Origin of the sequence: Streptomyces sp. NPDC048288 (genome assembly GCF_043201555.1) — a bacterium.
Taxonomy (GTDB): Bacteria; Actinomycetota; Actinomycetes; order Streptomycetales; family Streptomycetaceae; genus Streptomyces.
Window position 1 is genome coordinate 1 of record NZ_JBICZD010000025.1, and the last position, 12,072, is coordinate 12,072.

Annotated in this window: 13 protein-coding genes and 1 pseudogene; 8 read left to right on the forward strand and 6 right to left on the reverse strand. The window is 72.5% G+C overall.

Translation table 11 applies throughout. The features are described from left to right. The 3 genes and pseudogenes from ACGFZS_RS47780 to ACGFZS_RS47790 form a co-directional block, all read left to right on the forward strand. Positions 1-216 (forward strand): annotated as a pseudogene (locus ACGFZS_RS47780) (sugar ABC transporter ATP-binding protein); the annotation flags it as partial. 1 nt (position 217) lies between these two features. Continuing rightward, positions 218-1,120 carry a sugar phosphate isomerase/epimerase family protein gene (locus tag ACGFZS_RS47785; RefSeq protein WP_393800501.1) on the forward strand — a complete coding sequence of 301 codons (903 nt, stop codon included), beginning with the start codon at positions 218-220 and terminating at the stop codon, positions 1,118-1,120. Between the two features lie 129 nt (positions 1,121-1,249). Then, on the forward strand, positions 1,250-1,420 hold the full coding sequence (locus ACGFZS_RS47790; protein ID WP_393800502.1) for a hypothetical protein: 171 nt from the start codon (positions 1,250-1,252) through the stop codon (positions 1,418-1,420). 556 nt (positions 1,421-1,976) lie between these two features. Here the strand turns inward: ACGFZS_RS47790 and ACGFZS_RS47795 are convergent. After that, the gene (locus ACGFZS_RS47795) at positions 1,977-3,008 is read right to left on the reverse strand and encodes an NAD-dependent epimerase/dehydratase family protein (RefSeq protein ID WP_393800503.1); all 1,032 of its coding nucleotides are present in this window, start codon (positions 3,006-3,008) and stop codon (positions 1,977-1,979) included. A 128-nt stretch (positions 3,009-3,136) separates the two neighbouring features. Here ACGFZS_RS47795 and ACGFZS_RS47800 point away from each other — a divergent pair, with 128 nt between their 5' ends. Further along, on the forward strand, positions 3,137-3,700 hold the full coding sequence (locus ACGFZS_RS47800; RefSeq protein ID WP_393800504.1) for a TetR/AcrR family transcriptional regulator: 564 nt from the start codon (positions 3,137-3,139) through the stop codon (positions 3,698-3,700). Positions 3,701-3,776: 76 nt separating this feature from the next. On the opposite strand, the gene ACGFZS_RS47805 is transcribed toward ACGFZS_RS47800, so the two are convergent. The 3 genes from ACGFZS_RS47805 to ACGFZS_RS47815 all read right to left on the reverse strand — a co-directional run bounded on the left by ACGFZS_RS47805 (position 3,777) and on the right by ACGFZS_RS47815 (position 6,845). Beyond that, positions 3,777-4,781: a Gfo/Idh/MocA family oxidoreductase gene (locus ACGFZS_RS47805; RefSeq protein WP_393800505.1), complete on the reverse strand. Its 1,005-nt coding sequence runs from the start codon at positions 4,779-4,781 to the stop codon at positions 3,777-3,779. A 105-nt stretch (positions 4,782-4,886) separates the two neighbouring features. Next, positions 4,887-5,663 (reverse strand): SDR family oxidoreductase, encoded by a 777-nt coding sequence (locus tag ACGFZS_RS47810; RefSeq protein WP_393800506.1) that lies wholly within the window; start codon positions 5,661-5,663, stop codon positions 4,887-4,889. Between the two features lie 15 nt (positions 5,664-5,678). Next, positions 5,679-6,845, reverse strand: a complete 1,167-nt coding sequence (locus ACGFZS_RS47815; protein WP_393800507.1) for a phytanoyl-CoA dioxygenase family protein — start codon at positions 6,843-6,845, stop codon at positions 5,679-5,681. 147 nt (positions 6,846-6,992) lie between these two features. Between ACGFZS_RS47815 and ACGFZS_RS47820 the strand changes: the two genes are divergently transcribed. After that, complete coding sequence (locus tag ACGFZS_RS47820) at positions 6,993-8,018, forward strand: LacI family DNA-binding transcriptional regulator (RefSeq protein ID WP_393800508.1); 1,026 nt, start codon at positions 6,993-6,995, stop codon at positions 8,016-8,018. A 216-nt stretch (positions 8,019-8,234) separates the two neighbouring features. Here the strand turns inward: ACGFZS_RS47820 and ACGFZS_RS47825 are convergent, their stop codons facing one another. Next, complete coding sequence (locus ACGFZS_RS47825) at positions 8,235-8,582, reverse strand: cupin domain-containing protein (protein WP_393800509.1); 348 nt, start codon at positions 8,580-8,582, stop codon at positions 8,235-8,237. Positions 8,583-8,712: 130 nt separating this feature from the next. On the opposite strand from ACGFZS_RS47825, the gene ACGFZS_RS47830 reads away from it, so the two are divergent. The 3 genes from ACGFZS_RS47830 (at position 8,713) to ACGFZS_RS47840 (ending at position 11,290) form a co-directional block, all read left to right on the forward strand. After that, positions 8,713-9,225, forward strand: coding sequence for a hypothetical protein (locus ACGFZS_RS47830; RefSeq protein WP_359218925.1), 513 nt, complete (start codon positions 8,713-8,715; stop codon positions 9,223-9,225). A gap of 95 nt (positions 9,226-9,320) precedes the next feature. Beyond that, a complete protein-coding gene (locus ACGFZS_RS47835) occupies positions 9,321-10,178 on the forward strand; it encodes an intradiol ring-cleavage dioxygenase (protein ID WP_393800510.1) in 858 nt (285 codons plus the stop codon). After that, positions 10,175-11,290 (forward strand): maleylacetate reductase, encoded by a 1,116-nt coding sequence (locus ACGFZS_RS47840; RefSeq protein ID WP_393800511.1) that lies wholly within the window; start codon positions 10,175-10,177, stop codon positions 11,288-11,290. The genes ACGFZS_RS47835 and ACGFZS_RS47840 overlap by 4 nt, the downstream gene beginning before the upstream one ends. Positions 11,291-11,375: 85 nt before the next feature. Here the strand turns inward: ACGFZS_RS47840 and ACGFZS_RS47845 are convergent, their stop codons facing one another. Beyond that, complete coding sequence (locus ACGFZS_RS47845; protein ID WP_393800512.1) at positions 11,376-11,957, reverse strand: TetR/AcrR family transcriptional regulator; 582 nt, start codon at positions 11,955-11,957, stop codon at positions 11,376-11,378. Between the last annotated feature and the right edge of the window lie 115 nt (positions 11,958-12,072).

The following is a 12,072-nucleotide window of genomic DNA, read 5'->3' on the forward strand; positions in this document are numbered from 1 at the left end:
GACCACTTCAGCGTCCTGCGCCTCGGCACCCTCGAACTGAGCGCCGAACGCAGCGAGATCACCCTGGAGGAACTGACCAACCACATGGCCGGCGGTGCCGAGCTCGCGGCCCTCAAGCACGAGCTGTCCCAGGTCCGCGGCGTAGACACCGAGGAACTCCCCGAAGAGGAGGACCTCACCGCACCCGTGGCGACCGGTCCGGAAGGAAAGTCCTGACATGGCCACCCCGCTCGACCGCATCCGGGTCGGCTCCGCTCCCGACTCCTGGGGCGTCTGGTTCCCGGACGACCCCCAGCAGGTCCCCTGGGAACGCTTCCTGGACGAGGTCGCCGAGGCCGGCTACTCCTGGATCGAACTCGGCCCCTACGGCTACCTCCCCACCGACCCCGCCCGCCTGACCGACGAGATCGCCAGGCGCGACCTCAAGGTCTCCGCCGGCACCGTCTTCACCGGCATGCACCGGGGGCCCGCCGTCTGGGAGTCCACCTGGGAGCACGTCAGCCAGGTCGCCGCGCTCACCCAGGCGATGGGCGCCGAGCACCTGGTGGTCATCCCCTCCTTCTGGCGGGACGACAAGACCGCCGAGATCCTGGAGCCGCAGGAGCTGACCGGCGAGCAGTGGGCCCACCTCACCAAGGGCATGGAACGGCTCGGCCACGAGGTGAAGGAGACGTACGGCCTGGACATCGTCGTCCACCCGCACGCCGACACCCACATCGACACCGAGGCACACGTCGAGCGCTTCCTCGACTCGACCGACGCCGACCTGGTCAACCTCTGCCTGGACACCGGTCACTACGCCTACTGCGGCGGCGACAGCGTCAAGCTGATCGAGACGTACGGCGAGCGGATCGGCTACCTCCACCTCAAGCAGGTGGACCCGGCGATCCTGGCCGACGTCCAGGCCAAGGGGACCCCGTTCGGGCCGGCCGTGGCCCAGGGCGTGATGTGCGAACCGCCGGCCGGCGTACCGGAGCTGGGGCCGGTGCTGACGGCGGCGCAGCAGCTGGGCGTGGACCTGTTCGCCATCGTCGAGCAGGACATGTACCCCTGCGAGCCGGACCGGCCGCTGCCCATCGCGGTGCGCACCCGGAAGTTCCTGCGGTCCTGCGGCGCCTGAAGGCCGCATCCCCGGGCCGGACGGAGCGATCCGCACGGCCCCGCGCGCCCCGGCGGGTTCGGGAACACCCGCCGGGGCGCGCGCGTTCCCAAAGCGACGGGTTACGTCCGTGACCACGGGGAGGCCAGCATGACCCACGAGGAGACCTCGACCGACGCGGTGCTCCGCAAGGCGCGCTTCGGCGCACTGCCGGAGCGGATCCGCCCCGAGGAGATGATCGAAACCCGGCCGGCCGTCCCACACGACCCGGACCGCGACACCTACGACCCGAACGAGTTCGCGGTCCGCTACGGCCTCTGAGGCGCCGGGGTCCGGACCCGGGGCCCGTGGTCGGCGGCGCTTTGCCGGGTGACGGGATCCGCACGCGTCCATGGTCGGCGGCGGACCGCGATTAGCCGGGGCTTGCAGCGGGGCGTGGTCGGCGGTTTCCGAGGCCCTTGAGTCCGGTCGGGGCGGCGTTCGCTACGGCCTCCGACAGGCCGGGGTCCGGACCCGGGGCCCGTGGTCGCAGGTGGTTTGCCGGGTGTCGGGATCCGCACGCGTCCATGGTCGGTGGCGGCCTGCGATCGCCGGGGCTCGCGGCGGGGCGTGGTCGGTGGTTTCCGAGGCGCTTGAGTCCGGTCGGGGCGGCGGTTCGCTACGGCCTCTGTAGCGCCGGGGTCCGGACGGGGCCTTGGCTGGGGTCCGCTTCCGAACCATCGAGGCCTCGGGCGGGGCGCGGTCGGCAGCGGGGTGTGGGGTGCCCGGATCCGGAGGGATCTGCGGTGCGCCGCGGCCTCTGAGGCGCGCGGGTCCGGGGGAGTCCGCGGTTTGTGGCGGCTCCGGACCGGTGCCCTGTTCGCGCGCCCGCTATGGCCTAGGCCGCCGGTAGTTCGACCGCGCCATGGGCGAGGAGGCTTTCGGCGCAGGCCAGGACTGTTTCCTGGGCGGGGCGGGGTTGCCAGTCGAGGAGGCGGGCGGCCTTCTCGGTGCTGTGGCGGTTGCGGCGGCTGAGGGCGGGGGTGATCTCGCGCAGCGCGGGGTCGCGGAAGCGGGCCGCGAGCCGTACGGCGAAGTCGGGCAGCCGGCGGGTGGACACGTGCCGGCCGCGCTCGCCGAGCCCCTCCCGCAGCACCCGCGCCATGTCGGCCATCCACACGAACTCACCAGTGGCGAGGAAGCGTTCGCCCGCGGCGGCCGGTGCGGTCATCGCCCTGAGGTGGATGTCGACCAGGTCCCGGACGTCCACCACCTCCAGCCCGATCCGCGGCACCCCCGGCATCGCCCCGGAGAGCATCCGGGCGACGATCCCCACGGAACCGGCGGTCTCCGCCGCCAGCACCGGCCCGAACACGGCCCCCGGCAGCACGGTGGTCAGCTCGGTCGGCCCGTCGTACCCGCGCATGAACTCCCAGGCCGCCAGCTCGGCCAGGGTCTTCGACCGCCGGTAGGGGATCAGCGTCGGATCCTCCGGATCGGTCCACAGCGTCTCGTCGGTGACCCCCTCCGAGGCGTACGACGACGGGCTCGCGGCGTTCGCGGCCGACGTCATCACCACCCGCCGCACCCCCTCCCCGGTCGCCGCGCGCAGCACGCGCAGGGTGCCGTCCCGGGCCGGGGTGACCAGGTCGGACGAGCCCGCGGTCACGCCCAGCGGCGAGGCCACGTGGAGCACCCGGTCGACGCCCTTCATGGCCTCCTCCCAGCCGTCGTCGGCGGTGAGGTCGGCGACGGCGAAACCCAGCCGCCCGGCCGGGTCGACGACGGTCGAGACGGCGTCGACGACCGCCCGCTCACGGCCCGGCGCCCGCACGGTCGTCCGGACGTCGTAACCGCGCTTCAGCAGTTCGGCGACGCACCAGCCGGCGATGTACCCGGTGCCACCGGTCACCAGAACGAGTTCGGGCATGACTGACCTCCACGGATGCTCAGGGATGTGCCAGAATCGGCAAAGAAACGGAGACCCCTCCGCTACGTCCTCCAACGTACCGGAGGGGTCTCCGGATAGCAATCGACTTCGGACGGACGCCTGACACCGTGAACCCGCAGCCCTCGAAGCCGGTCCGGAAGGACGCTCGCGACAACCGGGACCGGATCCTCTCCGTCGCCCGCGCGGAGCTCGCCGTCTCCGCCACGGCCTCGCTCTCCGCCATCGCCCGCAAGGCCGGCGTCGGCATCGGCACGCTCTACCGCCACTTCCCGACCCGGGAAGCGCTGATCATGGAGCTGTACCGGCACGATCTCCAGCACCTCATCGACCTGGCGCCGGAGCTGCTGGCGGCCCATCCGCCGCTGGAGGCCCTGCGCCGCTGGTTCGACGAGGTCGCCCGCTACGGCCGGCTCAAGTTCGGCGTCTCCGAGATCATCCACGCGGCGACCGGCGGCGGCGCCGACGACCCGATGTACGGGCCGTTCGTGCAGGCCATCTCCGTGCTGCTCGACGCGGGCGCGGCGGACGGCACGGTCAAGCCCGGCATCGATCCGGAGGACGTCCTCCTCCAGCTCAGCGTGTTGTGGCGGATCGACCCGGCGCGCGGCGACGCCACGGCGCGGGCGGCGCGGATCCTCGGGCTGATCGTGGACGGGCTGCGGGCCGTGTGACGAAAAAGGGCGGCGGGGCGGGACGCCGGGACCGCGTGCTCGGTCCCGGCGGCCCGCCCCGCCGCCGTGCGCGGGGTCAGGCTCCGCGCACCTCCGCGATCGTCACCGGACGGTGCTCGCGCAGGGACAGGGTGCAGGCCTCGGCGATCCAGCCCGCTTCCAGGGCGTCCTCGACCGTGCAGGGGGAGGGCCGGGTACCGGCGACGACCTCGGTGAACGCGGTCAGCTCGGCGCGGTAGGCGGCCGTGAAGCGGTCCATGAAGAAGTCGTGCGGGGTGCCCGCGGGGAAGGTCACGCCCGGCTCGACCGAGCGCAGCGGAAGCTTGTCCTCCAGGCCGACGGCGATCGAGTCCTGGAAACCGTGGATCTCCATCCGGACGTCGTAACCCCGGGCGTTGTGCCGGGAGTTGGAGACCACCGCGATGGTGCCGTCGTCCAGGGTGAGGATCGCGCCGGTGGTGTCGGCGTCGCCCGCCTCCTTGATGTAGTCGGCGCCCCGGTTGCCGCCGACCGCGTACACCTCGGTGACCTCACGGCCGGTCACCCAGCGGATGATGTCGAAGTCGTGCACGGAACAGTCCCGGAAGATGCCACCGGAGACGGCCACGTACGCGGCCGGCGGCGGGGCCGGGTCCAGGGTCGTGGAGCGCACGGTGTGCAGCTTGCCGAGCTCACCGCTCCGCACGGCGTCCCGCGCGGCGACGAAGCCCGCGTCGAAGCGCCGGTTGTAACCGATCTGGATCGGCACGCCCCTGCCCTGGACGGCCTTCAGCACCTCGACGCCGTCACTCATGTGCTTGGCGACGGGCTTCTCGCAGAACACCGGGATGCCCGCCTCGACACCGGCCAGGATCAGCGCGGGATGGGCGTCGGTCGCGGCGGCCACCACGATGCCGTCCACCCCGGCCGCCAGCAGCGCCTCCGGCGAGTCCACGACCTCGGCCCCGAACTTCTCGGCGGCGGCCTTGGCCGCGTCCGCGAACGGATCGGTGAAGACGAGCGACTCGACGGAGTCGAGTCCGGAGAGGGTCTCGGCGTGGAAGGCACCGATGCGCCCGAGACCAAGAATTCCCATACGCATAGGGGTGTAACTCCTTGAGATTGACGTGCCCCGAAGGGGCGCGGGGAACTGCGCGACCAGCCACGAAGCAGTCGCAGACGACTGACAACAAACCGCGGCAAATACTTAGTCGAGACCCCCCAACACGTTCTGATCCCAGTCGATCACCGACCCGGTCACCACCCCCGACCGCTCCGACAGCAGAAAGACCACGAAGTCGGCGATCTCGTCCGGCTGCCCCAGCTTCCCCATCGGCAACCTGGCGGCCGCCTCCTCCCGCCAGCCGTCCCCCGCCCCGTGGAACGCCCGCTGTGTCGCGTCCTCCCCCTCCGTCGCCGTCCAGCCGATGTTCAGGCCGTTGATCCGCACCCGGTCCCACCGGTGGGCGTGCGCGGCGTTGCGGGTCAGGCCGATCAGCCCGGCCTTCGCGGCGACGTACGGCGCGAGGAACGGCTGCCCGCCGTGCGCCGACGAGGTGATGATGTTGACGATCGTGCCGGGCTCCTTGCGCGCGACCATGTCGGCGACCGCCGCCTGCATCGCGAAGAACGGCCCCTTGAGGTTGATCGCGATGTGCTCGTCGAACAGCTCGGGCGTGGTGTCCAGCAGGGTGCCCCGGGAGGTGAGCCCCGCCGAGTTGACCAGGCAGTCGATCCGGCCGTACGCCTCGATCACCTCGGCCACCGAGGACCTGGCCTGCTCGGCGTCGGAGAGGTCGGCCCGGACGTACCGCGCGGTGCCGCCGGCCGCGGCCAGCTCCGCCACCAGCGCCTCGCCCGGCTCCGGGCGGCGGCCGGTCACGGCCACGGTCGCGCCCTCGCGGGCCGCGGCCCGCGCGATGGCCGCGCCGACGCCCTGGCTGCCGCCGTTGACGAGGACGACCTTGCCGTCGAGAAGTCCCATGGAAGACCCGGCCCTTCAGCTCTCACGCCGGGCGGCGGCCGCCCGCAGCTCGTCCCGCAGCGTTCGCGTCTGCCAGCCCTCGCGCAGCGCCCGCCGCACCAGGTCCGCCTGGGAGGGCGGCGCCATGCCGTCGACCGGCGGGTCGCTGTCCAGGTTGGTCGGGAACGGGTAGCCCTCGGCGCTCGCGGCGATGACGTGCTCCAGCCACGCCTCGGCCGCCCCCTCCGACCGGCGCCGGCGCAGCACCGGGTAGACCGCGTTGGCCACCGCCTCCCGGTCCACGCTCTCCATCGCCCGCCCGAAGGCCGAGGACACCTGGAGCAGGTTGGCCATCCGGCGGACGTCGACGGTCCGGTTGGTGCCGGCGCCGTGGAACACCGCCGGGTTGAAGAAGGCCGCGTCCCCCTTGGCGAGGGGCAGCTGCACGTGCCGGGCCTTGAAGTAGTCCCGGAACTCCGGCCGCCGCCAGGCGAGATAGCCCGGCTCGTAGGTCTGCGAGTACGGCAGGTACATCGTCGGGCCCGACTCCACCGGCATGTCGCTGTGCGCGACCGCGCCCTGCAGGGTCAGCACGGGGGAGAGGCGGTGCACATGCGCCGGGTAGGCCGCCGCCGTCTCGTCGGAGAGGAAGCCGAGGTGGTAGTCGCGGTGCGGGAGCTGGGCCGCGCCGCCCGGGTTGACCACGTTGACCTGCGAGGTGATCTGGTAGCCGGGGCCCAGCCAGGCGTGCGAGACCAGGGCCACGATGTCGTTGGCGTAGTAGTCGGCGAACGCCTCCGGGTCGTAGAGCGCGGCCTTCTCCAGGGCGTTCCAGACCCGTTCGTTGGCGCCCGGCTTCGCGAAGTGGTCGCCGGCCTTCGCACCGGACTCGTTCTGCTCCTTGATCAGCGCCTCGAACACCGCGGTGGCCCGGTCGACGACCTTCGGGTCCGGGAACGCGCCCTTGAAGACGACGACACCGGGGCCGTCGGTGAGGGCACGGACGAGTTCGGTGCGCACCGCGTGGGGCGCCTCGGCGGTGCGCAGCCGCTCGCTGTCGTAGACGAGGACGTTCTCCTCGACGGACGTGGCGTGCGGGTAGTCGGCCGGGTCGGTGGTCCGCTCGACCAGTGCGCGGAAGGTGTCGAGGTCGCAGTCCTGCTGCGAGAGCCAGGCACGGCCCTGTTCGGCGGCGAGGGACATCGGTGTCCTTCTTTCGGTCACGGTCACGGCCACGGTCAAGGCCGGGGGGCACGGCCACGTGAGCGGCCGGGCTCTGTCATTCTTGTCAGCACAAACCCCTCGAACAACCAGCAGCGAGCCATCAAAAACCCCTCAAGGAGCCAGGCCGTGGGCCATCCCTTCCCGATCCGTGAGATCGCACGACAGGCAGGTCTCAGCGAGGCCACCGTGGACCGTGTGCTGAACGGGCGGGGCGGGGTGCGGGAGAGCACCGTGCGCGAGGTGCGGCAGGCGATCGCCGATCTGGACCGGCAGCGCACCCAGGTCCGGCTGGTGGGCCGTACCTTCATGGTCGACATCGTGATGCAGGCGCCCGACCGGTTCACCACGGCCGTGCGCGGCGCGCTGGAGGCCGAGCTGCCCTCGCTGCACCCGGCGGTGGTGCGCTCCCGGTTCCACTTCCGGGAGACCGGTCCGGTGGAGGAACTGGTGGGGACCCTGGACCGGATCGCCCGGCGGGGCTCGCAGGGGGTGATCCTCAAGGCGCCGGACGTCCCCGAGGTCACCGCCGCCGTCGGCCGCCTGCGCTCGGCGGAGATACCGGTCGTCACCCTGGTCACCGACCTGCCCGCCAGCGGCCGGCTCGCCTACGTCGGCAGCGACAACCGGGCGGCCGGCGCCACCGCCGCCTATCTCATGGGCCAGTGGCTCGGCGACCGGCCCGGCAACGTCCTCACCAGCCTCAGCAGCGGCTTCTTCCGCAACGAGGAGGAGCGCGAGATGGGCTTCCGCAGCGTCATGCGGGCCACCCACCCCGAACGCGCGCTGGTGGAGATCGCGGAGGGGCAGGGGCTGGACGCCACCCAGTACGACCTGGTCCGCGCCGCCCTGGAACGCGACCCGGAGATCCGCGCGGTCTACTCGATCGGCGGCGGCAACATCGCCACCCTGCGCGCCTTCGCCGAACTGGGCCGGGAGTGCGCCGTGTTCGTCGCCCACGACCTCGACCACGACAACACCCGGCTGCTGCGCGAGCACCGCCTGTCCGCCGTCCTCCACCACGACCTGCGCCAGGACATGCGGGAGGCGTGCCACCTGGTGATGCGCGCCCAGGGCGCGCTGCCCCCGGCGGGCCCGAGCCTGCCGTCGGCGATCCAGGTGGTCACGCCGTACAACATGCCAACGGCACGCTGAAGACGGTCCTGGTCCGGCGGTCCCGGTCCGGCGGTTCTGGTCCCGCGGTTCTGGTCCGGCGGTCCCGGTCCGGCGGTTCTGGTCCCGCGGTTCTGGTCCGGCGGTCCCGGTCCGGCGGTTCTGGTCCCGCGGTCCCGGTCCGGCGGTCCCGATCTAGCGGTCCCGGTCCCGCGGTCCCGGTCCGGAGGTCACAGGTCGGCGCTCACGGGCCCGCGGTCACAGGTTGATCGCGTACGCCTTGCGCAGCGTCTCGTGTACCGTCCAGGTCGTACGGTCGCCCGCGCGCAGGACGGCCATGTCGCCGGGGCCCACCGTGAACGTCGGCCCGCCCTCGACCTCGATCGTCGCCGAGCCGCTGACCACCACGAACAGCTCGTCCGCCTCGGTGTCGGTGACCACCCCCGGGGTGATCTGCCAGATCCCGCGGAGCTGCTTCCCGTCGGCCGACTCCCACACCACCTTCCCGGTGACCTCGGGCGTGCCGGAGACGATCTGCGCCGGGTCGAGCGGGTCGGGTTCGAGCTCGGCGTCGGGGATGTGCAGGGCGAAGCTGTGCGTCGTCATACGGCGACCCTAGCGATCCCGGCGGGCCCTCGGCCGTGGACAGTGTGTGCGGCATCCGGCCTGGTCGGAGGACACTTCGTCGGGCCGCCCGGACTGGCGGGCGGGCCCGCCCGGGGTGATCGTGGAGGGCATGGCCGACTCCACGGCGACCGTCGCCCAGCCACGCGCGCACGACACCCGTGAGGCCGTCCTGTTCGGCGGGGTCTACGGCGCCGTGCTGGCCTGCTCGATGGTGGCCGCGCTCACCCAGTACGGCCACACCTCCGCCGCCAGCCGCCGCTACGACGCCCTCTGGCTGGTGGTCACCGCCTGCGCCTCCGCCCTGGCACACGGCTACGCCCACTACATCGCCGAGCGCGCCCCGCACCGCCGCTGGGACGTGCTGCGCACCCTGGCCGACGAATGGCCGCTGGTGGTGGCCGTCCTGCCCACCGTCTTCCTGCTCGCGGGCGCCGGCTGGGGCTGGTGGCCGCCGAAGGGCGTCGAGTACCCGGCGTTCGCCCTGAACATCGTCATCCTGTTCGGCCTCGGGCTGGTCACCGCCCGCTGGTCCAGACGGAGTTGGCCGGCCGCCGTACTCATCGGCATGGTGGACGCGTGTCTCGGGGTGATCGTGGTGATCGCCAACGCGCTCATCAAGTAGAACCGGCGGCGGTTCCGGCGATTGATCCGGTTCATTGAACGGTGAACGGGTTTACGATCACTCATGGTCACTGTTCCTCCGGGCAAGGAGCCGGTATGACAACCGAAGACGCGGTCACCGCGGAGGCCGTCGGCAGTCTGGGCGGTACCGACGACCCCCGGCTGCGCGAACTCCTCACCTCGCTCATCCGCCATCTGCACGCCTTCGCGCGGGAGACCCGGCTGACCCAGCGCGAGTGGGAGACGGCGGTCGAGTTCCTCACCGCGACCGGCCAGACCTGCACGGACACCCGGCAGGAGTTCATCCTGCTCTCCGACGTCCTCGGGCTGTCGATGCTCGTCGAGACCGTCAACGGGCACAGCGACCCCGGCAGCACCGAGTCGACCGTGCTCGGCCCCTTCCACATGACCGAGTCCCCGGTGCGCGCGCTCGGCGCCGACATCGACCTGGTGGGCGGCGGCGAACCCTGCGTGGTCAGCGGTGTCGTCCGCGCCGCCGACGGCACCCCGCTGCCCGGCGCGGCCTTGGACGTGTGGCAGGCCGACCCGCGGGGCTTCTACGACGTGCAGCAGCCCGACGTCCAGCCGCCGGGCAACGGCCGCGGCCTGTTCACGGCCGACGCCGAGGGCCGCTTCTGGTTCCGCACCTGCGTACCCAGCGCCTATCCGATCCCCACCGACGGCCCGGTGGGCGCCCTGCTGAAGGCCACCGGCCGGCATCCCTACCGGCCCGCCCACATCCACTTCATCGTCTCCGCCGAGGGACACCAGCCGGTCACCACGCACATCTTCGTGGCCGGCGGCGACTACCTGGACTCGGACGCGGTGTTCGCGGTCAAGGAGAGCCTGGTGAAGGACTTCGCACCGACCGACGACCCGTCCCTGGCCGCGGAGTTCGGCGTGCCGAACCCGTTCCGGCACGCCCGCTTCGATCTCGTACTGGAGCGCTCGTGAGCCCCTCCGACCTCTCCGACCTCTCCGCCCTCTCCGGCTTCGACTTCGTTCACGAGACGAGGCCCGCCAGGGTCGTCTTCCGCCCCGGTGCCGCGCTGACCGCGACCGCCGAGGAGGCCCGGCACCTCGGGCTGCGGCGGCTGCTGGTGCTCAGCGGCGAGCGCGGCGCGGACACCGCGCGGGCGGTCGCCGACTCGCTCGGCCCGGACTGCGCGGGCCTGCACACCGGGGCCCGGATGCACGTTCCCGTCGAGGTCGCCGAGCGGGGCGTCGAGGCGGCCCGGGCCGCGGGCGCCGACGGCTGCGTCGCCGTGGGCGGCGGCTCGGCCATCGGCCTCGGCAAGGCCATCGCCCTGCGCACCGGCCTGCCGCTGATCGCGGTGCCCTCCACCTACGCCGGTTCCGAGATGACCCCGGTCTGGGGCCTGACCGAGCACGGCGCCAAACGCACCGGCCGCGACCCCGTCGTACTGCCCCGCAGCGTCGTCTACGACCCCGAGCTCACCCTCTCCCTGCCGGTCCCGCTCTCGGTGACCAGCGGGATCAACGCCCTCGCCCACGCCGTCGAGGCGCTGTACGCCCCCGACGGCTCGCCGCTGGTCGCCCTGATGGCCGAGGAGGGCGTCCGGGCGATGGCGGGCGCGCTGCCCGAGATCGCCGCCGCGCCCGAGGCCGTACCGGCCCGCGCCCGCGCCCTGTACGGCGCCTGGCTGTGCGGGGCCTGCCTCGGCGCCACCACCATGGGCCTGCACCACAAGCTCTGCCATGTCCTCGGCGGCACGTTCGGGCTGCCGCACGCTGAGACGCACACCGTCGTGCTGCCGTACGCGCTCGCCTTCAACGCGGCGGCCGTGCCGGAGGCTGCCGCCGCGGTGGCGCGTGCGCTGGGGGCGGACTGGGCGCCGGGTGCGCTGCAGGAGTTGGCCGGTGGGCTCGGTGCACCCCGTTCGCTGGCCGAACTCGGTCTGAAGGAAGCGGACTTGGCTGTGGCCGCTGGGCAGGTTGCGGGGCAGGCGTATGCCAATCCGAGGGCCGTCACGGAGGCGGACGCGTTGGGTGTGCTGCGGGCGGCTCATGAGGGCAGGTCTGTTCAGTGCGGTGACTTCGGCTGAGTGGTGAGCCGAGGGGCGGCGGGGGCTGGTCGCGCCCACGCGGCGGAGCCGCGTATTGATACAGCCCCGCGCCCCTGAAGGGGCGCTACCGCACCGTTCGTACGCCGTCGAGGGCGATGCCCATCACGCGGTCGCGCTGGGTGGTGTCCTCGAAGGCCGTCGCCGCGATGCCCGAGACCATCCGCAGCAGGTCGCCGATCTCCATGTCGGTGCGGACCACGCCCTCCTTCTGGGCCCGCTCCAGCAGTGGGCCGCCGGCCGCGTACATCGAGTCCCGGCAGGCCGAGAAGATCTCCGACTCGTCGTTGAGGGCCTCGCGGACCGCGCGCTTGGTGACCATGTAGCCGGTGAAGCGGTTGAGCCAGGATGTCAGCGCCTCCCACGGCTCCAGCGCGGACAGCTCCACGGCCGCCGCGCACAGGGCGTTGACCTCGTCCGCGTAGACGCTCTCGAAGAGGTCGCGGCGGGTCGGGAAGTTCCGGTAGAGGGTGCCGATGCCGACCCCCGCGCGGCGGGCGACGTCCTCCAGGGAGACGTCCGCGCCGTGCTCGGCGAAGGCCTCGCGGGCGGCCGTGATCAGCGCGTCGTAGTTGCGGGCCGCGTCCTTACGGTGCGGTCTGCGGGACGCGACGATCTCACTGACGGGGAAAGGGCCGGCGGTCGTCACTGCTGCCTCCTGGGGGACCGAGGTGAACCGGAGGGGTTCCTCGACTTCGGTTGAAGCGGAGGGTTGCCTCCAGTAGAGTGGAGGGGTACCTCCACTTTAGCAGTGCGGAGCGGCA

Bases quoted from the DNA above. Each gene is read 5' to 3' on its own strand.
- ACGFZS_RS47785 (WP_393800501.1), top strand. From the start codon at position 218: ATGGCCACCCCGCTCGACCGCATCCGGGTCGGCTCCGCTCCCGACTCC.
- ACGFZS_RS47790 (WP_393800502.1), top strand. From the start codon at position 1,250: ATGACCCACGAGGAGACCTCGACCGACGCGGTGCTCCGCAAGGCGCGC.
- ACGFZS_RS47795 (WP_393800503.1), bottom strand. From the start codon at position 3,008: ATGCCCGAACTCGTTCTGGTGACCGGTGGCACCGGGTACATCGCCGGC.
- ACGFZS_RS47805 (WP_393800505.1), bottom strand. From the start codon at position 4,781: ATGCGTATGGGAATTCTTGGTCTCGGGCGCATCGGTGCCTTCCACGCC.
- ACGFZS_RS47810 (WP_393800506.1), bottom strand. From the start codon at position 5,663: ATGGGACTTCTCGACGGCAAGGTCGTCCTCGTCAACGGCGGCAGCCAG.
- ACGFZS_RS47815 (WP_393800507.1), bottom strand. From the start codon at position 6,845: ATGTCCCTCGCCGCCGAACAGGGCCGTGCCTGGCTCTCGCAGCAGGAC.
- ACGFZS_RS47825 (WP_393800509.1), bottom strand. From the start codon at position 8,582: ATGACGACGCACAGCTTCGCCCTGCACATCCCCGACGCCGAGCTCGAA.
- ACGFZS_RS47830 (WP_359218925.1), top strand. From the start codon at position 8,713: ATGGCCGACTCCACGGCGACCGTCGCCCAGCCACGCGCGCACGACACC.
- ACGFZS_RS47835 (WP_393800510.1), top strand. From the start codon at position 9,321: ATGACAACCGAAGACGCGGTCACCGCGGAGGCCGTCGGCAGTCTGGGC.